This window comes from Nocardioides antri, assembly GCF_008373765.1.
Classification (GTDB): Bacteria; Actinomycetota; Actinomycetes; order Propionibacteriales; family Nocardioidaceae; genus Nocardioides; species Nocardioides antri.
In genome coordinates, this window is the sequence record NZ_VUJW01000012.1 from 56,579 (window position 1) to 74,997 (window position 18,419).

Here is an 18,419-nt window from a genome sequence, read left to right on the forward strand (position 1 = left end):
ATCGGGGAAGTGACCGCCTCGACCGTATCCGCGCCCGGTCAGACTTTGATGTATTTGCGGGTCAGCAGGAGTGTCGGGATCAGCGTCAGCGCTGGGCCGATGAGCGCGATGCCCGGTGGGACCAGCCCGATCAGCGACTCGACGTAGTCGGTCCAGTCGATCCACGGCAGGAACTGGATGGTCCCCTCGAGGCCGCCGATGCCCCAGTGCATGAACGCCGCCAGCGCCCCCGCCGTCAGGCCGACGCCGATCGCAGCGGTCACCAGCGCCTCGAGGAGGAACGGCAGCGCGATGTACAGCGTCGAGGCGCCGACCAGCCGCATGATGCCGATCTCGCGGCGTCGGGCCATCGCCGCGAGTCGGATCGTGTTGGCGACGAGCAGCAACGCGGCGAACAGCAGGAAGCCGGCGCCGACCCAGGAGCCGTACTTCAAGGCCGTCATGATCCCGAAGATCTGGCTCAGCGCCTCGCGCTGGTCCTTGATGCCGCTCACGCCGTCGAGGCCACTGACGGCGCTGATCACGCCGTCTGCCTCCTTCGGGTCCTTGAGCGTCACCCAGTACTGGGCCGGCCAGTCATCGACCGTGATCACCGGGTCGGAGCCCTCGAAGACCTCGGGCGAGTAGATCTCCTTCGCCTTCTCGTAGCCCTCCTCCTTGGTCTGGAACTCGAACGAGTCGACCTCGGGGCTGTCGTTGAGCGCGCGCTCGATCTCCTGGAGCTGCGGCTTCGTCACCTCGCCCGCGCTGCAGTTGGGGCTCTCGGACGGGTCGTCGGCGACGCAGAGGTTCACCAGGATCTGGAGCTCGTTGCCCAGCGTCTCGGCGGTCTTGTCGGCCTGTCGCTGCAGGAGCAGGCCGCAGCCGGCGAGAGTCAGGGAGACGAAGAGGGTGAGCACCACGGCCAGGTGCATCGACAGGTTGCGACGCAGGCCGGAGCGGAGCTCGGTGAAGACGTAGCGGAGCTGCATGGTGGGGTGGGCTCTCCTGGTGGTCCGGGCGGGAAGCGGGCCGGGGCGGGAAGGGCGCGGTGCGGTCGGGGACTGGCCGACGGGCTAGTGCTGGAAGCCGTAGCTGCCGGCCGCCTCGTCGCGGACGACTCTTCCGTGGTCGAGCTCGACCACGCGCTTGCGGAACTGGTCGACGAGACCGTGGTCGTGGGTGGCCATCACGACGGTCGTGCCCCGCTGGTTGATCTCCTCGAGCAGGTTCATGATCCCGACCGACGTCTGCGGGTCGAGGTTTCCGGTCGGCTCGTCGGCGATCAGGATCATCGGCCGGTTGACGAACGCGCGGGCGATCGCCACGCGCTGCTGCTCACCACCGGAGAGCTCGTCGGGCATCCGGGTGGCCTTGTCCTTGAGGCCGACGACCTCGAGGGTCTCGGGCACCACCTTGTTGATCTCGCGCCGGGACTTGCCGATCACCTGGAGCGCGAACGCGACGTTCTCGGTGACGGTCTTGTTGGGCAGCAGCCGGAAGTCCTGGAAGACGGTGCCGACCTGCCGGCGCAGCCGGGGCACCTTCCAACCGGCCATTCGGTTGATCTCCTTGCCGGCGACGTAGACGCGGCCGCTGGTCGGCCGCAGCTCGCGCAGCACGAGCCGCAGCGCGGTCGATTTGCCGGAACCGGACTGACCGACGAGGTAGACGAACTCGCCCTTGTCGATGTCGACCGTCACCTGGTCGAGCGCCGGTTTGCCGGGGCCGGGGTAGTTCTTGGTGACCTTCTCGAAGCGAATCACTGACCAGAGGCTACGCGAGACCCCCAATCGGCGATCGGACGCCCGCGGGTCGGAGCGTCGGGTACGCCGTCGCCGCCCTCCGGCCGCGGTCTATCGTGACCGGGTGCCGGGGTCCCTTCGATGGTTGTCCTTCGCCGTCGTGCTGACCGCTCTTCCGGTCGCGGCGGGGGTCCTGGTGCTGCGCGAAGACGCCCCGGCCACGGCGCCGCCCCCTCCCCCGGCCTACACGGGTACGGCGCTGGACGACTACGACACCTCGACGGTCACGCTGAGCCGCGGTCCCTTCTGCGACCGGATCCCCGAGGAGGCGCTGGCCGAGGCGCTCGACGGCGACGCCGCCACCACGACGACCTACGCCAACGGTGAGGCAGCGGACCTGGCTCCGGGCGTCCGCGACGTCGCGCACGAGTACGGCTGCCACGTCGCGGGCGACAGGGGTGCAGTGGTCCGGGCCTGGCTCTTCGCGCCGCCGGTCACCAGGTCGCGGGCGCAGGCCCTGGCGGACGAGGCCGCGTCCCGGAGGTCGTGCACGCGGCCGGCCGGCGCGCCGGCGTACGGCGAGCCCAGCGTCGCCCTGGTCTGTCCCGCCGGGAGTCGCCGCTGGGTGTCGTTCCGCGGCCTGTTCGGTGACGCCTGGCTCGCCTGCAGCCTGGCCGCACCGGCAGCCCTCGCCGAGCAGGAGCTGCTCGACCGCGCCGGCCGCTGGTGCGTCGCCGTCGCCGAGGCCGCCGCGATCAGCGACTGAGCCCTCCCCGCCCTGCGCGGCCTACGTCGCGAGGAGCATGCGGACGGCCCGGCAGCAGTGGTCGACCTCGTCGGCGAGCGGCGCTCGGTCGGCGACCGGGGTCCCGGACCACAGGAGCGCGCGGTCCTCGACGTACGCCGCCCACCCGTGCACGACCGGAACGGAGCTCTGGTCCAGTCCCAGGGCGTCGACGACGCGGCGGGCGACGGTCATCCGGTGCGACTCGACGCCCTCTCCCCCGAGCGAGATGACCCCGCTGCCGAAGACCAGCGCGAAGTAGAACTCGCGGCGGCGCTCGACCTGGGCGTAGAAGCGCTCGACGAACTGGCGGAGCGCGACCTCGGGGGCGACGCCGGGGTCGGGCGAGATGTTGCGGAGGACGCGGCGCAGCGCGGCGCCGACGACCGCGTCGTAGTAGTCGGTCTTGGTCGGGAAGTAGTGGAAGAGCAGGCCCCGCGAGATGCCGGCCTCGGCGGCGACCACGTCGAGCGACAGGTCCTGGATCGGCTTCTCGACGAGCATCCGGAGGCCGATGCCGAGGAGCTGGCGACGGCGCTCCTCGGGGCTCAGCCGGGTGCGGGCCTTCGCCGTTCCCGGGGCCGTGTGATCCGCATTCACGCTATTGAGCATCGCTCAATAGTGTGCGAGGGTCAACCCATGGACTTCGCACCCTCCCCTCGCGCGGCCGAGCTGACGGCGCTCGTCAAGGACTTCCTCGAGACCGAGGTCGAGCCGGTCGAGGTGGCCTACCACCAGGAGATCAAGCACCGTCGCGAGGCGGGCGGGGGCGAGCAGTGGCAGGAGCTCCCCGTCATGAAGGAGCTGCAGGACAAGGCGCGCGAGCGCGGCCTGTGGAACCTCTTCCTCCCGGCCGGCCACGAGGGGCCGTACGCCGAGAAGTACGGCACGCTCGGCGGCGCCGGCCTGTCCAACGTCGACTACGCGCCGATCGCCGAGCTGATGGGGCGGTCGTTCATCTCGCCGTACGTCCTCAACTGCAACGCACCCGACACCGGCAACATGGAGGTCCTCCTCAAGTACGGCTCACAGGAGCAGAAGGACCAGTGGCTCGACCCGCTGCTCGACGGCCGGATCCGGAGCGCGTTCCTGATGACCGAGCCCGGGGTCGCGTCCTCCGACGCCACCAACATGGAGCTCAGCGCCGTCGTCGACGGTGACGAGATCGTCCTCAACGGCCGCAAGTGGTTCTCGACCGGCGTCGGTCACCCCGACTGCGAGATCTTCATCGTCATGGGTCTGACCGACCCGGAGGCCGACCGTCACCACCGGCACTCGATGGTGCTGGTGCCGCGGGACACCCCGGGAGTGAAGGTCGAGCGGATGCTCTCCACGATGGGCTACTTCGACGAGCCGCACGGGCACGGCGAGGTGTCGCTGACCGACGTCCGGGTGCCGGTGGAGAACTTCGTGTCCGGCCCGGGCGAGGCGTTCGCGATCGCCCAGGGCCGGCTCGGCCCGGGCCGCGTCCACCACTGCATGCGGCTGATCGGCCTGGCCGAGAAGGCGCTCGAGCTGGCCTGTCAGCGCGGCACCGACCGGGTCGCGTTCGGCAAGCCGCTGGTCAACCTCGGCGGCAACCGCGAGCGCATCGCCCAGGCCCGGATCGCCATCGAGTCCACCCGGCTGCTCGTCCTCAACGCCGCCTGGAAGCTCGACGTCGGCGGCCCGATGAACGCGATCAGCGAGGTCTCGCAGATCAAGGTCGCCGCGCCGAAGATGGCCCTCGACATCATCGACTTCGCAATGCAGATCCACGGCGGTGGCGGGCTCACCGACGACTTCCCGCTCGCCGCGGCGTGGACCGGCGCCCGGTCGCTGCGGTTCGCCGACGGGCCGGACGAGGTGCACCTCGGGCTCATCGCCCGCCTCGAGCTGATGAAGTACGGCGTCTCGCGGTGAGCCGACGAGTCCTGGTCACCGGAGGCGCGTCCGGGCTGGGCGCCGCCTTCGTGGCCGAGCTCCTGAAGCGCGGGGACGAGGTGGTGATCGCCGACCTGCAGCCTCCGGTCGACCCGGAGCTCGTCGCCGGCGCCGAGCAGATCGAGCTGGACGTGACGTCCGACCGCGACTGGGCCGCGGCGCTCGCCTGGGTCGAGGAGCGGTGGGGCCGCCTCGACGTGCTGGTCAACAACGCCGGCATCGCGGCCGGCGGCCGGATCGACGTGGTCGGGATCGACGAGTGGCAGCGGGTGATCGACATCAACCTGCTCGGCGTGGTCCGCGGCTGCCGCACCTTCGTCCCGATGATGAAGGCCCAGCGCAGCGGCCACATCGTCAACACCGCGTCGCTCGCCGGCCTGGTCCACCCGCCGGCGATGGGGTCCTACACCGCAGTGAAGGCGGGCGTCGTCGCCCTGAGTGAGACGCTCTCCTACGAGCTCGACCCGTTCGGCATCGTCGTCTCGGCGGTGTGCCCCGGCTTCGTGCGCACTCCGCTCGCGTCCTCGATCAGCGGCAGCGACACGGCCGCCAACAAGATCGCGGCGCGGCTGATCGAGAAGTCGCCCTACACCGCCGCGCAGATCGCGACTGCCGTGATGGCCGGCATGGACAAGAGGCAGATGGTGATCGTGCCCGACCGGACGGCGCGGATCGCCGTCCTCACCAAGCGGACGATGCGCCCGCTCTACGACCGCCAGCAGCGCGGATTCGCTGCCCGGATCTTCGCCATGACAGAGGAGAAAGCATGAGCAAGGGAACGATCCTGATCACCGGCGCCAGCTCGGGCCTGGGCGAGGAGATGTCGCGGCAGTTCGCGGCCCTCGGCTACGACCTCGCGCTGTGCGCGCGGCGCACCGAGCGGCTCGAGGCGCTCCGGTCGGAGATCGCGGCGGCACACCCCGACCGCACGGTCGCGGTCAAGGCGCTCGACGTCAACGACGACGACGCGGTGTTCGCGGTGTTCAAGGAGTTCGCCTCCGAGTTCGGCACCCTCGACCGAGTGATCATCAACGCCGGCCTGGGCAAGGGCGCGCCCCTCGGCACCGGCCGCTACGACGCCAACAAGGCCACCGCGATGACCAACTTCGTCGCCGCGCTCGCCCAGACCGAGGCGGCGATGGAGATCTTCCGCGCCCAGCGCAGCGGCCACCTGGTGATGATCTCGTCGGTCTCCGCCATGCGCGGCATGCGCAAGACGATCACGACGTACGCCGCCACCAAGGCCGGCGTCGCCGCGCTCGCCGAAGGCCTGATCAACGAGAACGTCAAGGCCAAGGGCATCGACGTCTCGATCATCTACCCCGGCTACATCCGGTCCGAGATGAACGAGAAGGTCGCGCAGCGGACGAAGTTCATGGTCGACACCGAGACCGGCGTGAAGGCGATGGTCGACGCGATCGAGAAGCGGAAGGAGAAGGCGCTCGTGCCGTCGTGGCCGTGGGTGCCGCTCGGCTTCGCCCTGAGGAACCTGCCCATGCCCGTCGTGCGGAGGCTCATGTGACAGGGGCCGACGTAGCCGGGTCGCAGGCCGTCCGCGACGAGGACGCGTTCGACGTCGACGCCGTCGAGGCGTGGCTGCAGGACCATCTCGACGGGGCCCCTGGCCGGATCGCCGAGGTCCGCCAGTTCAGTGGTGGCGCCTCGAACCTGACCTACCTGCTGCGGGTCGCGCAGGACGACGGCGGGACCCGGGACCTGATCCTGCGGCGACCGCCCGCCGGCACGAAGGCCAAGGGCGCGCACGACATGGGCCGCGAGCACCGGATCCAGGCGGCCCTCGCGCCGGTCTTCCCGTACGTCGCGACGATGGTCGGCTACTGCGACGACCCGTCGGTGATCGGGTCGGAGTTCTACGTCATGGACCGCGTCCCCGGGCACATCCCGCGGCGCGACCTCGGCGTGGACCTGCCGACCGAGCGGGTGCGCGAGCTGTGCACCAACGTCCTCGACCTGCTCGTCGATCTGCACTCCGTCGACCCGACCGCGGCCGGCCTCGAGTCGCTCGGCAAGGGCGAAGGCTACGTCGCACGCCAGGTGGGCGGCTGGTCGGCACGGTTCCGGAAGTCGAAGACCTGGAACGTCCCCTCCTGGGAGCGGACGATGCAGTGGTTGGACGAGCACCAGCCCGCCGACCGTCGTACCTGCCTGATCCACAACGACTTCCGGTTCGACAACGTCGTCCTCGACGCCGACGACCCGACGAAGCCGATCGCGCTCCTCGACTGGGAGATGGCCACCCTCGGCGACCCGCTGATGGACCTCGGTGCCGTCATGTCCTACTGGGTGCAGGCCGACGACGACCGGATGTACCAGATGTTCCGGATGCAGCCGACGGACCTGCCGGGGATGCTCACCCGCAAGGAGGCCGTCGACTACTACTGCGCCCGCACCGGCATCGAGCTCACCGACGAGCAGTGGGCGTTCTACGAGGTCTTCGGGCTGTTCCGGCTGGCGGTGATCCTGCAGCAGATCTACTACCGCTACCACCACAAGCAGACGACGAACCCGCGGTTCCGGAAGTTCTGGATCGCCTCCTGGGTGCTGCACCGCCGGGCGCGCGCGATCATCCGCCGGGTGGGCTGATGAGGCTGATCTACCTGGTGCGGCACGGCCAGGCGTCCTTCGGCAAGCGCGACTACGACGCGCTGTCCGAGCTCGGCCACGAGCAGTCACGGCTGCTTGGTCGCGCGTTCGCGGTCCGCGAGGTCGTGCCCGACGTGGTGATCCGCGGCGAGCTGCGGCGGCACCGCGAGACCGCCGAGGGCATCGTCGCCGGGCTGGCCGACGTCGGCGTCGACAAGCCGATGCCGGTCGAGGTCGACGCCGGGTGGGACGAGTTCGACTTCCAGCACGTGGTCGAGGTGCACAAGCCGCTCTACCGGTCGCGCGCGGTCATGCTCGCCGACCTCGCCCGCAGCCGGGCGCCGCGGGAGAAGTTCCAGGCGATCTTCGAGGAGGCCACCGCGCGCTGGACCGGCGGCGAGGCGGACCACGACTACCGCGAGTCCTTCCCCGCCTTCGCCGGCCGGATCGAGGCGGCGCTGCTGGCGGCAGCGGCGCACCTGCCGGAGAAGGGCACCGCGGTCGTCGTCACGTCCGGCGGCCCGATCGGTCTCGCGGTGTCCCACCTGCTCGCGGGCGACGCGTCGCTGTGGACCCAGCTCAACAAGGTCGCGGTCAATACCGCCGTCACGAAGGTGATCCACGGCCGCAGCGGGCTGACCCTGGCGTCGTACAACGACCACAGCCATGTCGAGCACGACCGCCGCCTGCTGACCTATCGCTGACGCCTCGCGCGGGTGAGCGGTGCCGCGGAGCACCACCGCCTCTTGTCTTTTGTCGACTTATTCACTAGATTTAAGTGACGAAATAGGAGGCAACGATGAGCGTCATCGACCACGATCGGCTCGGCCGCTGGTACGACCGGATCCCTCCCCGTGGCGCCTGGCGGGCCGCCGGTGGCCTGATCGCCTTCGGCCTGCTCGCGCAGCGCAGCCTGGCGGGCGCGATCGCCGTGCTGGTCGCGTTCGCGGTGGCCGAGGTCGTCTTCGACGCTGCCGACCTCGACTGATCCGGTCGGTCAGTTGTCGTCGGCCTTCTCGGCTCCTCGGCGCCAGCGGATGCCGGCCTCGAGGAAGTCGTCGAGGTCGCCGTCGAACACCGCCTGCGGGTTGCCGCTCTCGTAGCCGGTCCGCAGGTCCTTGACGATCTGGTAGGGGTTCAGCACGTAGTTGCGCATCTGGTCGCCCCAGCTCGCGGCGACGTCACCCTTGAGGTCCTTCTTGAGGGCCGCCTCCTCCGCCTTCTTGACCGCGAGGAGCTTGGCCTTGAGGACGACCATGGCGGAGGCCTTGTTCTGCAGCTGCGACTTCTCGTTCTGGCAGCTGACGACGATGCCGGTCGGGATGTGGGTCAGCCGCACCGCGGAGTCGGTGGTGTTGACCGACTGGCCGCCGGGGCCGCCGGAGCGGAAGACGTCGACCCGGATCTCGTTCTCGTCGACCTCGATCTCGTCGGTCTGCTCGAGCACCGGCACCACCTCGACCGCAGCGAAGCTGGTCTGCCGGCGGCCCTGGTTGTCGAACGGGCTGATCCGCACGAGGCGGTGGGTGCCGGCCTCGACGGAGAGGGTGCCGTAGGCGTACGGCGCGTGGATCGCGAACTCGGCCGACTTGATGCCTGCCTCTTCTGCGTAGGAGACGTCGAAGACCTCGACGGGGTACTTGTTGCGCTCGGCCCAGCGGGTGTACATCCGCATCAGCATCTCGGCGAAGTCGGCTGCGTCGACGCCGCCGGCGCCCGACCGGATGGTGACGATGGCCTCGCGCTCGTCGTACTCCCCGGAGAGAAGGGTGCGGATCTCGAGTGCCTCGACGGCCTTCTTGATCTTGCCGAGCTCCTTCTCGGACTCGGCGAGCGACTCCGCGTCGCCCTCCTCGTTGGCCATCTCGACCATCAGCTCGAGGTCGGCGATGCGGCCGCGGAGCTCCTCGAACCGGTCGACCTCACCCTGCAGCAAGGACAGCCGGCCGGTCACGCGCGTCGCGTTGGCCTGGTCGTCCCAGAGGTCGGGAGCGGCGACCTGGACGCCGAGGTCCTCGATCTCACGCTTCATCGCAGGCAGGTCGAGCACCTGCTCGATGGTGTGCATCGTCGCGGTGAGCTGTTTGATCTCGCTGTCGTACTCGGGGCCTGCCACAAGGTCCAAGGTTACGGGCCGGGCGTGGGTCGCGGCCATTCGCGGCGGCTGCACCGCCCGCCCCCGGGTACCGATGCGGCATGACGGCACAGCCAGCACCCCGCGACATCCCCGGGGGCACCGCGAAGAGCCCGGACGACATCCCGCCCCGCGGCTGGTGGCAGATCACGCGCCGCGCCGTGCGCGAGGCGTCCGACGACCAGGTGCCGCTGCTCGCCGCCGGCGTGGCGTTCTACTCGTTCCTCGCGATCTTCCCCACGATGATCGCCGCAGTCCTGCTCTACGGCCTGGTCCGCGACCCGGCCGAGGTCCGGGCCCAGGCCGCGGAGCTCACCCGCACGCTCCCCGCCGACGCGGCGCGCCTGCTGACCGACCAGCTGGAGGCGGTGGCCGCGACCTCGTCGGGGTCCCTCGGTCTCGGCCTCCTGGTCAGCCTGGTCCTGGCGCTGTGGGGAGCCTCCGGCGGCGTCGGCAACCTGATGACCGCGATCAACCTCGCGTACGACGAGGAGGAGACCCGTGGCTTCGTGAAGCGCAAGGCGCTCGCGCTTGGCCTGACCCTCGGCGCCATCCTCTTCGCCGTGGTCGCGCTCGGGCTGGTCGCCGTCGCGCCGGCCGTGCTCGACAACGTGATCGGGTCCGGCCCGCTCCGCTGGCTCCTCGAGGCGGCGCGCTGGCTGGGCCTGCTGGTCGCCATGGCAGCGGCCCTGGCGATCCTCTACCGGCTCGCCCCCGACCGTGACGACGCGCGCTTCCGGTGGGTGTCGGTCGGGGCGGTCGTGGCGACCGTGGTCTGGTTGGTCGCCAGCCTCGGCTTCTCCCTGTACGTCGACAACTTCGGCTCCTACAACGAGACGTACGGCGCCCTCGCCGGCGTGGTGGTCCTCCTGCTGTGGCTCTGGCTGACGATGTACGTCGTCCTGCTGGGCGCCGAGATCAACGCCGAGGCCGAGCAGCAGACCGTTCGCGACACCACCGTCGGCCCGCCGGAGCCGCTGGGCGACCGGGGAGCGGTGAAGGCCGACTCGCTCCCCTGGCAGCAGACTCCGCCTCCGCGGAACGCCGGCTGACCACCACGGACCCGCCGCGAGGAGTTGTGGCCGGGTGAGCAATCCGGCCGCGCCGATCTGCGTCGTCTAGTCATTCCGGGGGGCCTTATCACCCCGTCGGATGAAATCTTCGGATTTGGGTTTGTCGGAGCGCCTGTGCAAGGCATCCTGGGGGACCTGACTACCGAGGTGAACCGATGACTCCCCGACACCGCCAGCAGCCGGCGCGTAACGGCGGCGCCGTGCGCCGTGCGGTTCTGACGTCGGTGCTGTCCGCGCTCGGCCTCGCCTCGGTCACCGTCACCGCCGCCGCGATCACGCTGACCAACGCCGAGCCGCAGCCGACGCCCGCGGCCGGGCCGACAGCGGAGACGTCCACGGCGGCCGACTCATCCGCCGCGCTCGCCGCGCCGGTCGAGGTCGAGGACGCACCTCTGGGCATTCCGGAGATCGCGCTCGTCGCCGCGGACGGCTCGAGGCTCGCAGACATCCCGATGCCGGCACTCGCCGCCTACCAGCGGGCAGAGGCCGTCCTGGCCCAGGCGGACAAGCGGTGCCAGCTCGACTGGACCCTCCTCGCGGCCGTCGGCCACGTCGTCACCGGGCACGGGACCACCGGCGGCAGCGAGCTGAACGACCGCGGGGTGATGAACCCGCGGCATGCCGGCGACCCGCTGAAGAGCGACGACGGCAAGAGGCTGCCCGACAGTGACGCCGGCCGCGTCGACGGCGACGAGCGCTTCGACCGCCCCGTCGGCCCGATGCAGCTCTCCCCCGCGACCTGGGCGGTCGTCGGGGTCGACAGCGACGGCGACGGCCGCCGCAACGCCCACGACGTGGACGACGCCGCGCTCGCGGTGGCCGTCCTCCTCTGCTCGGGCGACGGCAATCTGGCGCACCGCGCCGGGCGGGTCGACGGCGTGAGCCGGGTCAACGACGACCCCACCTTCATCGCGACGGTGCTGGCCGTGGACCGCTCCTACCGGACCCAGCTCGTCGACAGCCTCGACGCCGACCCGGTCGTCGTCGCGCCCTCCCAGCCGCCGACCGACCTGCCGACGGACCTGCCGACCGCCGTCCCGACCGACGCCCGCGCCAGCATGCCGTCCGACGCGCCGACGCTCCCCGAGCCCGAGGACCCGTCGTCGCAACCGACCGACCCGGTCACCTGGACGGCGATGCCGACCCACTCGGTGTCCCCCACCCCGACCACCCCTACCACACCGCCTCCGTCGGACACACCCTCCTCGGACACGCCCACTGACGACCCGTGCACGACCGAGTCCACCGACCTGGCGACCCCGACGGAGACCCCCACCGACGCGACCACCGGCCCGACCGAGGTGCCGACCGTGCCGACCGAGTCCGCCTCCGCGACGGAGGAGCCGACCGACGACCCGACGGACCTGCCGGAGTGCCCGACAGACCCCGCGGCCGACGAGGTCGACTGACGATCAGCCCGGCCGGGAGTCGTTGCCGACGTCGAAGCTCTCGTGGTAGCGCTGCTTGGCCTCCCGCAACGCCTCCGGGCCGATCCGGCCGACGGCTTCGCCGAGCTTGACCAGCGGCTCGTGGTCGGGTCCCCAGCCGACCTGCGACCCGGTGAGCAACCAGGGGTAGCGACCCTCGGCCTCCCCTAGGTCCTGGTACTTGCAGATGCGGCGTGCGACCCAGTCCTCGAGCGACCCGGACCACCAGTCCTCGGGAATGATGGTCGTCACCACCAGGCCGGGGAGGTCGATCCCCGCCTCGTCGTCACGGCTGCCGCCCCGCTCGCTGTCGTGCGCAGGTCCCTCGGAGTAGCGGACGAAGAGCTCGTCGTGCTCCTGCACGAGGGCGGTGACGGCGGCGAGGTCGTCGAGCAGCGGCAGGTCGTCGTCGTACGAAGCCTCGCGGCGCGCCGCCTCCGGCTCCGCCAGGCTTGCCTCCCTGCCCGCCACGCCGCCGTGCGGCGCTCCCTCCTCGATCTCCTCCTGGCGGTCGAGCGACTCCTGCTCGACGCCGATGACGCGGTCGCTCGCACCGGAGGTCGCTGCGACGAGCTCGTCGAGCTTCACGAGCATCGCGCTCGCCTCCCGCCCCTCGGCGTGGCGGATGAGGAAGACCATGACGAAGGCGGACACCCCCGTGCCGGCGTGGAGCAGCGCGAACCAGAGGTTGTTGTAGCGCCACAACCCGCCGACCACGATCCAGACGAGGACCAGCACCACCGCACCCACGAGGGCGGCCGGCGAGCCGGCCGCCGCGACCGCGCCCTGCATCCCGGCGGAGAACTTGACGCGCCACCTCTTGGTCATGCGGCGGCGGTACCCGGGCGCGCTTCCGTCACCCCTGCCTCGGACGCTGCACCGCCGGCGCGGTCAGGCCGTTTCGCTGGACTCCAGGAGAGGACGCATGAAGGAGCGGTCGTAGCGCAGCACGCAGCCGCTGGTGTCCCGGATCTGGTCGGCAGCGACGAAATCCGGGTCGACACCGAAACGCGACCGGTACTCCTCGTAGTCCGCCAAGGACGGGAAGGAGAAGAGCGCCAGGGCCCGATCACTCGCTCCCTCCCCGGGCAGGAAGTAGCCGTGGTGCTGACCGCCGTGCCGGTTGACGAGGCTGATCCACGTCCGGGCGAACTCCTCGAACGCCTCCATCTTGGCGGGGTCAACGGTGTACTCGACGACGCAGGTGATCACAGAGGCAAGGTACTCGCGGGCGCTGACACCTCAGCAGCGTGCGGAAGTGTTGCGTTCAAAGATCTGGACGTCTAATATCCAGATTGTGAAGCTGAACGAGGGTGTCGAGTGGGCGCTGCACACGTGCCTCAACCTCGGCTGGATCGAGGAGTCGGGGGAGGCGGCTCCGACCGCACGTCTCGCCGCCTTCTACGACCTCCCGCCGGCCTATCTCAACAAGCAGCTCCAGGCTCTGGTCCGCGCCGGCATCCTCTCGTCCACGCCGGGGCCCCGCGGCGGCTTCCGGCTGGCACGGCAGCTCGAGGACATCACGGTCCTCGACGTCGTGGTCGCCATCGAGGGGAGAGCACCCGCCTTCGCCTGCAACCAGATCCTCCACCAGGGCCCGGGCGCGGACCCGCGGACCGACTACCGCGAGGCCTGCGTGATCGCCCAGACCATGTCCCGCGCCGAGCTGGCGTGGCGCCAGGTCCTGGCCTCGGAGACGCTGGCCGACATCCGTGGCCGCGTCCTCGAGGTCTCCCCCCGCGCGCCGGATGCCACGCGGGAGTGGTTCCGGAACGTGCGTCGCTGAACGAGCGCAAGCGTCCGCGGCGGCATCCCGCGATTCTGGATAAAGACTAGTAACGATTGAGAGAAATGCACACAACCCATCGAGAGGAACACCCATGTCCCCCATCACTGCCGACAGGAACCCCGACACGTCCGTCCCCCTGGTCGTGCGCGCCGCCGAAGCCGAGCGGGTTCAGGACGGCCCGACGAGCGAGATCGTCCTCCTCGCCGACGGCGAGCACACCAACGGCGGGGTGACCATCAACCGGGCCCTGCTCGAGCTCGGATCTCCCGGCGCGCCCGTCCACCGGCACCTCGACACCACCGAGTGCCTCTACGTGATCGACGGGGCGCTCGACGTACTGGTCGACGACGAGGTGCACACGCTGCGATCCGGTGACCTGGCAGTCCTCACGCCGGGCACGGCCCACGCGTTCGCTCCGGCGGCAGGACACCGCGCAGACATGCTCGCGATCTTCGCGCCCGGGCAGGAGCGGTTCGCCTACTACCGCCTTCTGGAGCGTCTCCACCGCGGCACCGCAACCCTCGACGAGCTGATGGCCACCGCCGCGTTGTACGACAACCACTACGCCGAGAGCGAGGCGTGGCAGCGGCGGGCGAGCTAGGCCGAGGAGGGTCGCACGACGGCCGACCCGGTGGCGCGGACCGTCGGCCGTTGCGGACCGCCAGGGAGGGTGAGCGGGAGGTCGACGGGAGCGGCGATCTCCACGACGACCCGGTCGCCGCGAACGGCGACCGAGTAGCGCAGGCCGGGGTGCGCGTCGTACGCGCCGGCGGAGCGGAGGTAGTCGCCCACCGCGGCGCGGGCCACGTCGGCGCTGAGGTGGAGGTCGCCGTCGTCGAGCCCGCCGCGGTAGACGTCGCGGCCCTCGGCGGCGGCGTCGGCGGCGTAGAGCGCGGCCCCGTCGGCGAGGGAGTCGAGGCCCTGGCGCTCGAGGTAGGCCGCGCCGGCGTCGACGACGACCACGACCAGCAGCAGGACGACCGCTGCGAACCCGATGATGAGGACGCTGGTCTGGCCGCGGTCATCACGGGTTGCGTCAGCCACGGTCGATCTCCTGGTAGCGCCCGATCGGCACCGTGTGGATCGCGTCGAGCGCGAACCGCGGACGGCCGCCGCCGAGCACGTCCGGCAGGAGCGGTAGCTCGACGCTGGAGCTGATCCGGACGGTGATGACCGACGTGCCGCTGTGGCACGAGCGGGGGTACGGCGTGCAGGTGACCGTCACCCGCAACGGCGCGTCCTCGAGGCCCTGGTCGGCGAGCGCGCGGCGGGCGACCTCCTCGGCGGCCCGCTGCCCCGTGGCGTCGTCCGGCGCGAGGGCGTAGGCACGGCCGGCGGCGCGGGCCGCGGCACTGACACCGAACGCTCCCTGCTGGACCTGCGAGACCGAGAGCACGATCCACAGCAGCGGCACCAGCAGGAGGATCCCGAGCCAGACCAGCTCGACGATGGCGCTCCCCCGGTCGTCGCGGGACCTCATGACGAGGCCTCCTCGACGGCTCGTCCCGACACCGAGAACCGCACGGCGGGGCCGCCGATGCCCAGGGCCGGGACCTCCCGGTGACGGTGACGACCACCCCGGGCAGCCCGTCGACCGACGCCTGCGTGACCGAGACCTGCTCCGCGAACCGCCCTGCGATGGCGGTGTCGATCTGCGACCGGGTGCGGGCGACGCCGTCGGCGGGTCCGCGGTCCGCGGTCGCGGCGTAGCGAGCGCCTTCGGAGGCCGCGGCCGCGAGGGTGGCCCGGACGTGGAGGACCAGCGCGACCTGCAGCAGCCCCGCGACGAGAGGCGCGAGGACGACGAGCACCAGGACGAAGTCGACGACCGCGGAGCCGTGCTGGCCGCGCCGCGACCCCGCCGTCATTGCACAGAGCTGAGGGCGTTGCGCAGCATGCCGACCAGCGCCGGGCGGGCGAAGGTGAGCAACGCGGTCACCAGACCGACCGACATCACGGTCACGAGCACCCAGCCGGGCACGTCGCCCCGGTCGTCGCGCTGGTGTGTGGCGGCGGCGCACCAGCACCAGAGGCGGAGAAGTGGGTCCATTCTTGTCGTTCCTTCCCGAGGCGGATCCGATGGAGCAGTGGTCAGGGGGCGGTCAGCGAGAGGCCGACCAGGCCGGGCCAGAAGGCGAACAGGACGGTCACCGGCAGCACGATGAAGACGACGGGGACCATCATCAGGATCTCCTTGCGGGAGGCGTGCTCGATGAGCTCCCGGCGGCCGGCTTCCCGGACGTCGCCGGCCTGCGCGTGGAGGAGGTCGGTGAGGGGAGTCCCGCGCTCCACCGCGACCGCGACGCCGTGCGCGAACCGCGCGACGATGGGTACGCCGGTCGTCGCCGCCAGCCGGTCGAAGGCGTCGGCGATCGGCTCGCCGGTGCGGATCGCGGCGAGCACGGCCGCCAGGTCGGCGGACAGCGCTCCCCGCGACCGGCGGACGACCCGGTCGAGCGCGGACACCGGCCCCTCCCCTGCCGCGACGGCGAGCGCGAGCAGCTCGGCGACGGTGGGGAACTCCTCGACGATCGCGCGCTCCCGCTTCCGCACCTGTGCCGTCAGGTGCTGGTCGCGGGCGAGCACGCCGGACACGAAGCCGACCGCGCAGACGACCACCAGCGGGACGACGTCGCCGGGGCGGGAGAGGGCGGCGATGAGGGAGTAGGCCGCGGCGACGGCGAACCCGCTCAGTCCCCACAGCACCTGCTCCACCCGGAAGTCGTGCACGCTGCGGTCGAGGCCCGCCCGGGCGAGACGGCGGCGGACGGACGGAGCGCCTCCGAGCACCCGCTCGACCAGGTCGGCCGCAGACCGCAGGGCCGGCGCGACCAGCGCGACGAGCGCCGAGCGCGACTCGCCCGTCCCGCGCGCATGGGCGGGGTAGCTCGACGTCAGGTCCCGCAGGTAGGGCAGGACCCGCGCCTCGAGCTGGGGGCGCCGGAGCGCCGCCACCCGGACGACCACGAGCAGGACGCCGAGCGCCGTCGTACCGCCCAGCACGCCACCCCACGCCGCGGTCGTCATGCCAAGATCCGCCGCTCGGTGGGGAGCCGGCCGATCCGCATCATCAGCCGGTAGGCGAACACGCACGCGGCAGCGCCGGCCACCAGCACAATCGCCCCGGTCGCCGATCGGTAGCGGGTGATCACCTCGGTCTGGAACGACATCAGGAGCAGCACCAGCCACGGCGCCGCGACCGCCAGAAGCGACCATTAAGTACACTCGTGCTCAGAAGAGCGTCGCCTGGTCGGGAGGCTCGTAATCGTATGGGCACTCGTCGCAGCCGCACGCGTTGTAGTGCACCTCGACGTGCGCGGGGTGCGACCACGAGCAGTGGCGGCAGTGGGGGTAGACGCGCGGAACCCCGCCGAGGGAATCCTCAGCGGGGCTCGCGCCGTCGTGCGGGTCGGTCACTTCTTGCGGCTCGTCGTCGCCTTCTTGGCGGGCGCGGTCTTCTTCGCCGCCGCGCGCTTCGCCGGTGCGGCCTTCTTGGGGGGCGCAGCTGCGGTCTTCTTCGCCGGAGCCTTCGTCGCGGCGGATGCCGGGGCGACGCCCTTCTTGCAGGCGGTGCACCACGCGGCGGGGGTGCGTCCGGCCTCGTGCGCCAGTCGCCGGGTGTTGACCTTGACCTGCGCTCCGTGGTCGTCGCACTGCGCCGCCCAGCCGTATCCGTCCTTGGCGTTCCTGACCTGGACGATCTTGATGAGCGTGCGGGTTTGGCGGTTCTTGACCTCGTGGATCACGGTGTTCGACATGATGTGTCCTTTCGTCATTGCCTAGCGCGACACTAGACTTTCGTAAGGACCAAAGTACGCAGTTGTCAATGACATGTACACAGCAAGCGCGCCGATAGTGCGTGAACGGACGTACAGGCGGGCGCAGGCTCTAGGCTCTTGCCGTGCCGAAGTCACATGGCCGTAAGAAAGTTGTGAAAACCGACGCGCAGATCGACCTGCTGCGTCCGATTGAGCGCGCCGCAGCAGCCTTTAAGGCTGGCCACCCGGAAAGCAGTAGTTGGATTACGGCAGCACGCGTGACCTTCGACGGGGGAACCCTTCGCGAAGACTCCATGGACGCTGTGCGACCCGAGCTATCGAAGGAGGACCTGGCGACCCTCTACAGCGTCAACTTCAGCTCCTTCAGATCAGCCGACGAGGGGATCGAAATCTGGGCGTGGAACCACGAGACAACCCGCGAGTTCGAGATCAAGGTGAACTCGTTGGAAGAACACTTTATGTGGGGTTGGCTCACCAAGTTGGAGCGCGAGATTGAGGCAGACATCAAGGAGCAGACGACACCGATCTATCCGCCGCCGCCACCGCCACCGCCGTCCGTTCCCGTCCACGCATCCGCCGACGTTGCGCCGGCGCCTGCAAGCACCGACCTGCTGCACAAATGGTGGGTGCTCTACATCGTCCTTCCGCTGGTGGTCACTGTGGTGGGGACCGTGATCGCGGCGGTCATCATCGCAGAGTTCGCCTGACGATCCGCTGCCAGAAGGTCATCCAGCGAAGATCTAGGTCCGGCCAGAGCGACCGCCAGCGCCCCGGTCGTGAGGTAGACGCGGAGGCCGCGCTCGGTGTCGAGCGCCAGGTTCTCGGCGGTGCCGTACTGGATCGCTGCGATCAGCCCGAGGAACGAGGTGTAGAACAAGCGCCCTGGCGTGTTCAGGTGATTCCACAGCCGAACCCCCTTCTGCATACCCAGGACGAGCACTACCACGGCGAGCACCACGTTGAGCAGGCGCACGACCTCATGGAGTTCCAGGCCCATCATCGGGTGGGTCCGCTCGGTAGCTCGCCGTCAGGACGCCGATGATCGCCATGAACGCCACGTTCAGCTCCGGTGACGGGGCGTAGTCCTTCTTGAAGATCGGGGCAATGAAGTTCGCCGCCCAGACACAGGTCACGACGACGATGAGAACGCTGCGCAGTCCGTCCGACACTCATTCACGTCTC

The 18,419-nt window shown here is 70.5% G+C and carries 27 protein-coding genes and 1 pseudogene; 13 read left to right on the top strand and 15 right to left on the bottom strand.

The genetic code is table 11. The annotated features are described in order from the left end of the window. Positions 1 to 38 precede the first annotated feature (38 nt). Entirely contained in the window at positions 39 to 971 is a 933-nt protein-coding gene (gene ftsX / locus F0U47_RS18790; RefSeq protein ID WP_149752016.1) for a permease-like cell division protein FtsX, read from the bottom strand. Between the two features lie 84 nt (positions 972 to 1,055). Beyond that, a complete protein-coding gene (ftsE, locus tag F0U47_RS18795) occupies positions 1,056 to 1,745 on the bottom strand; it encodes a cell division ATP-binding protein FtsE (protein ID WP_149752017.1) in 690 nt (229 codons plus the stop codon). A gap of 103 nt (positions 1,746 to 1,848) precedes the next feature. Between ftsE and F0U47_RS18800 the strand changes: the two genes are divergently transcribed. Continuing rightward, a complete protein-coding gene (locus tag F0U47_RS18800; protein ID WP_149752018.1) occupies positions 1,849 to 2,490 on the top strand; it encodes a hypothetical protein in 642 nt (213 codons plus the stop codon). A gap of 21 nt (positions 2,491 to 2,511) precedes the next feature. On the opposite strand, the gene F0U47_RS18805 is transcribed toward F0U47_RS18800, so the two are convergent. Beyond that, positions 2,512 to 3,108, bottom strand: coding sequence for a TetR/AcrR family transcriptional regulator (locus tag F0U47_RS18805; RefSeq protein WP_223162828.1), 597 nt, complete (start codon positions 3,106 to 3,108; stop codon positions 2,512 to 2,514). Between the two features lie 39 nt (positions 3,109 to 3,147). Between F0U47_RS18805 and F0U47_RS18810 the strand changes: the two genes are divergently transcribed. The 6 genes from F0U47_RS18810 (at position 3,148) to F0U47_RS18835 (ending at position 8,023) form a co-directional block, all read left to right on the top strand. Then, on the top strand, positions 3,148 to 4,410 hold the full coding sequence (locus F0U47_RS18810; RefSeq protein WP_149752019.1) for an acyl-CoA dehydrogenase family protein: 1,263 nt from the start codon (positions 3,148 to 3,150) through the stop codon (positions 4,408 to 4,410). Continuing rightward, the gene (locus F0U47_RS18815) at positions 4,407 to 5,201 is read left to right on the top strand and encodes an SDR family NAD(P)-dependent oxidoreductase (protein ID WP_149752020.1); all 795 of its coding nucleotides are present in this window, start codon (positions 4,407 to 4,409) and stop codon (positions 5,199 to 5,201) included. Before F0U47_RS18810 ends, F0U47_RS18815 begins: the two co-directional genes overlap by 4 nt. Further along, positions 5,198 to 5,953: an SDR family oxidoreductase gene (locus tag F0U47_RS18820; protein WP_149752021.1), complete on the top strand. Its 756-nt coding sequence runs from the start codon at positions 5,198 to 5,200 to the stop codon at positions 5,951 to 5,953. Before F0U47_RS18815 ends, F0U47_RS18820 begins: the two co-directional genes overlap by 4 nt. Next, positions 5,950 to 7,035: a phosphotransferase family protein gene (locus F0U47_RS18825; RefSeq protein WP_149752022.1), complete on the top strand. Its 1,086-nt coding sequence runs from the start codon at positions 5,950 to 5,952 to the stop codon at positions 7,033 to 7,035. Before F0U47_RS18820 ends, F0U47_RS18825 begins: the two co-directional genes overlap by 4 nt. Further along, positions 7,035 to 7,739: a histidine phosphatase family protein gene (locus tag F0U47_RS18830; protein WP_149752023.1), complete on the top strand. Its 705-nt coding sequence runs from the start codon at positions 7,035 to 7,037 to the stop codon at positions 7,737 to 7,739. Before F0U47_RS18825 ends, F0U47_RS18830 begins: the two co-directional genes overlap by 1 nt. A gap of 95 nt (positions 7,740 to 7,834) precedes the next feature. Then, a complete protein-coding gene (locus F0U47_RS18835) occupies positions 7,835 to 8,023 on the top strand; it encodes a hypothetical protein (protein ID WP_149752024.1) in 189 nt (62 codons plus the stop codon). Between the two features lie 9 nt (positions 8,024 to 8,032). Here the strand turns inward: F0U47_RS18835 and prfB are convergent, their stop codons facing one another. Beyond that, positions 8,033 to 9,151 carry a peptide chain release factor 2 gene (prfB, locus tag F0U47_RS18840; protein WP_149752025.1) on the bottom strand — a complete coding sequence of 373 codons (1,119 nt, stop codon included), beginning with the start codon at positions 9,149 to 9,151 and terminating at the stop codon, positions 8,033 to 8,035. A gap of 80 nt (positions 9,152 to 9,231) precedes the next feature. Between prfB and F0U47_RS18845 the strand changes: the two genes are divergently transcribed. Next, positions 9,232 to 10,221: a YihY/virulence factor BrkB family protein gene (locus tag F0U47_RS18845; protein WP_149752026.1), complete on the top strand. Its 990-nt coding sequence runs from the start codon at positions 9,232 to 9,234 to the stop codon at positions 10,219 to 10,221. Positions 10,222 to 10,397: 176 nt separating this feature from the next. After that, positions 10,398 to 11,651: a lysozyme family protein gene (locus F0U47_RS18850; protein WP_149752027.1), complete on the top strand. Its 1,254-nt coding sequence runs from the start codon at positions 10,398 to 10,400 to the stop codon at positions 11,649 to 11,651. 3 nt (positions 11,652 to 11,654) lie between these two features. On the opposite strand, the gene F0U47_RS18855 is transcribed toward F0U47_RS18850, so the two are convergent. Together F0U47_RS18855 and F0U47_RS18860 are read right to left on the bottom strand one after the other, a co-directional pair. Then, positions 11,655 to 12,497, bottom strand: coding sequence for a DUF6098 family protein (locus F0U47_RS18855; RefSeq protein WP_149752028.1), 843 nt, complete (start codon positions 12,495 to 12,497; stop codon positions 11,655 to 11,657). Positions 12,498 to 12,560: 63 nt separating this feature from the next. Further along, positions 12,561 to 12,881 carry an NIPSNAP family protein gene (locus tag F0U47_RS18860; protein WP_149752029.1) on the bottom strand — a complete coding sequence of 107 codons (321 nt, stop codon included), beginning with the start codon at positions 12,879 to 12,881 and terminating at the stop codon, positions 12,561 to 12,563. Positions 12,882 to 12,966: 85 nt separating this feature from the next. On the opposite strand from F0U47_RS18860, the gene F0U47_RS18865 reads away from it, so the two are divergent. Further along, entirely contained in the window at positions 12,967 to 13,455 is a 489-nt protein-coding gene (locus F0U47_RS18865; protein ID WP_149752030.1) for an RrF2 family transcriptional regulator, read from the top strand. Between the two features lie 94 nt (positions 13,456 to 13,549). Further along, positions 13,550 to 14,059: a cupin domain-containing protein gene (locus tag F0U47_RS18870; protein WP_149752031.1), complete on the top strand. Its 510-nt coding sequence runs from the start codon at positions 13,550 to 13,552 to the stop codon at positions 14,057 to 14,059. Here F0U47_RS18870 and F0U47_RS18875 read toward each other — a convergent pair. Beyond that, complete coding sequence (locus F0U47_RS18875) at positions 14,056 to 14,502, bottom strand: pilus assembly protein TadG-related protein (RefSeq protein ID WP_149752032.1); 447 nt, start codon at positions 14,500 to 14,502, stop codon at positions 14,056 to 14,058. The two genes, F0U47_RS18870 and F0U47_RS18875, sit on opposite strands and share 4 nt — an antisense overlap. Continuing rightward, entirely contained in the window at positions 14,495 to 14,938 is a 444-nt protein-coding gene (locus tag F0U47_RS18880; RefSeq protein WP_149752033.1) for a hypothetical protein, read from the bottom strand. Before F0U47_RS18880 ends, F0U47_RS18875 begins: the two co-directional genes overlap by 8 nt. A gap of 80 nt (positions 14,939 to 15,018) precedes the next feature. Here F0U47_RS18880 and F0U47_RS21905 point away from each other — a divergent pair, with 80 nt between their 5' ends. Continuing rightward, positions 15,019 to 15,168 carry a hypothetical protein gene (locus F0U47_RS21905; RefSeq protein WP_246159697.1) on the top strand — a complete coding sequence of 50 codons (150 nt, stop codon included), beginning with the start codon at positions 15,019 to 15,021 and terminating at the stop codon, positions 15,166 to 15,168. A gap of 59 nt (positions 15,169 to 15,227) precedes the next feature. Here F0U47_RS21905 and F0U47_RS21910 read toward each other — a convergent pair. The 5 genes and pseudogenes from F0U47_RS21910 to F0U47_RS21370 all read right to left on the bottom strand — a co-directional run. Next, positions 15,228 to 15,326: pseudogene (locus F0U47_RS21910) on the bottom strand (pilus assembly protein); the annotation flags it as partial. Continuing rightward, positions 15,323 to 15,508: a hypothetical protein gene (locus F0U47_RS18890; RefSeq protein ID WP_149752034.1), complete on the bottom strand. Its 186-nt coding sequence runs from the start codon at positions 15,506 to 15,508 to the stop codon at positions 15,323 to 15,325. The gene F0U47_RS18890 and the pseudogene F0U47_RS21910, both read right to left, overlap by 4 nt. A 41-nt stretch (positions 15,509 to 15,549) precedes the next feature. Beyond that, positions 15,550 to 16,485: a type II secretion system F family protein gene (locus F0U47_RS18895; protein WP_149752035.1), complete on the bottom strand. Its 936-nt coding sequence runs from the start codon at positions 16,483 to 16,485 to the stop codon at positions 15,550 to 15,552. Next, positions 16,482 to 16,628: a hypothetical protein gene (locus tag F0U47_RS18900; protein ID WP_188111425.1), complete on the bottom strand. Its 147-nt coding sequence runs from the start codon at positions 16,626 to 16,628 to the stop codon at positions 16,482 to 16,484. The genes F0U47_RS18895 and F0U47_RS18900 overlap by 4 nt, the downstream gene beginning before the upstream one ends. A gap of 243 nt (positions 16,629 to 16,871) precedes the next feature. Further along, a complete protein-coding gene (locus F0U47_RS21370; RefSeq protein WP_188111426.1) occupies positions 16,872 to 17,216 on the bottom strand; it encodes a hypothetical protein in 345 nt (114 codons plus the stop codon). A 143-nt stretch (positions 17,217 to 17,359) separates the two neighbouring features. On the opposite strand from F0U47_RS21370, the gene F0U47_RS18910 reads away from it, so the two are divergent. Then, on the top strand, positions 17,360 to 17,944 hold the full coding sequence (locus F0U47_RS18910) for a hypothetical protein (RefSeq protein ID WP_149752036.1): 585 nt from the start codon (positions 17,360 to 17,362) through the stop codon (positions 17,942 to 17,944). Here F0U47_RS18910 and F0U47_RS18915 read toward each other — a convergent pair. Beyond that, a complete protein-coding gene (locus F0U47_RS18915) occupies positions 17,869 to 18,234 on the bottom strand; it encodes a hypothetical protein (RefSeq protein WP_188111427.1) in 366 nt (121 codons plus the stop codon). The genes F0U47_RS18910 and F0U47_RS18915 overlap by 76 nt on opposite strands. Further along, positions 18,215 to 18,406: a hypothetical protein gene (locus F0U47_RS18920; RefSeq protein WP_149752038.1), complete on the bottom strand. Its 192-nt coding sequence runs from the start codon at positions 18,404 to 18,406 to the stop codon at positions 18,215 to 18,217. Before F0U47_RS18920 ends, F0U47_RS18915 begins: the two co-directional genes overlap by 20 nt. Positions 18,407 to 18,419 lie beyond the last annotated feature (13 nt).

What these genes read in the sequence shown, in the direction of transcription:
- ftsX (WP_149752016.1), bottom strand. Translation starts at nt 971, where the DNA reads ATGCAGCTCCGCTACGTCTTCACCGAGCTCCGCTCCGGCCTGCGTCGC.
- F0U47_RS18895 (WP_149752035.1), bottom strand. Translation starts at nt 16,485, where the DNA reads ATGACGACCGCGGCGTGGGGTGGCGTGCTGGGCGGTACGACGGCGCTC.
- F0U47_RS21370 (WP_188111426.1), bottom strand. Translation starts at nt 17,216, where the DNA reads ATGTCGAACACCGTGATCCACGAGGTCAAGAACCGCCAAACCCGCACG.
- F0U47_RS18880 (WP_149752033.1), bottom strand. Translation starts at nt 14,938, where the DNA reads ATGAGGTCCCGCGACGACCGGGGGAGCGCCATCGTCGAGCTGGTCTGG.
- F0U47_RS18835 (WP_149752024.1), top strand. Translation starts at nt 7,835, where the DNA reads ATGAGCGTCATCGACCACGATCGGCTCGGCCGCTGGTACGACCGGATC.
- F0U47_RS18830 (WP_149752023.1), top strand. Translation starts at nt 7,035, where the DNA reads ATGAGGCTGATCTACCTGGTGCGGCACGGCCAGGCGTCCTTCGGCAAG.
- F0U47_RS18870 (WP_149752031.1), top strand. Translation starts at nt 13,550, where the DNA reads ATGTCCCCCATCACTGCCGACAGGAACCCCGACACGTCCGTCCCCCTG.
- F0U47_RS18820 (WP_149752021.1), top strand. Translation starts at nt 5,198, where the DNA reads ATGAGCAAGGGAACGATCCTGATCACCGGCGCCAGCTCGGGCCTGGGC.
- F0U47_RS18810 (WP_149752019.1), top strand. Translation starts at nt 3,148, where the DNA reads ATGGACTTCGCACCCTCCCCTCGCGCGGCCGAGCTGACGGCGCTCGTC.
- F0U47_RS18850 (WP_149752027.1), top strand. Translation starts at nt 10,398, where the DNA reads ATGACTCCCCGACACCGCCAGCAGCCGGCGCGTAACGGCGGCGCCGTG.
- F0U47_RS18890 (WP_149752034.1), bottom strand. Translation starts at nt 15,508, where the DNA reads ATGGACCCACTTCTCCGCCTCTGGTGCTGGTGCGCCGCCGCCACACAC.
- F0U47_RS18900 (WP_188111425.1), bottom strand. Translation starts at nt 16,628, where the DNA reads ATGTCGTTCCAGACCGAGGTGATCACCCGCTACCGATCGGCGACCGGG.
- F0U47_RS18915 (WP_188111427.1), bottom strand. Translation starts at nt 18,234, where the DNA reads ATGGGCCTGGAACTCCATGAGGTCGTGCGCCTGCTCAACGTGGTGCTC.
- F0U47_RS18845 (WP_149752026.1), top strand. Translation starts at nt 9,232, where the DNA reads ATGACGGCACAGCCAGCACCCCGCGACATCCCCGGGGGCACCGCGAAG.
- F0U47_RS18855 (WP_149752028.1), bottom strand. Translation starts at nt 12,497, where the DNA reads ATGACCAAGAGGTGGCGCGTCAAGTTCTCCGCCGGGATGCAGGGCGCG.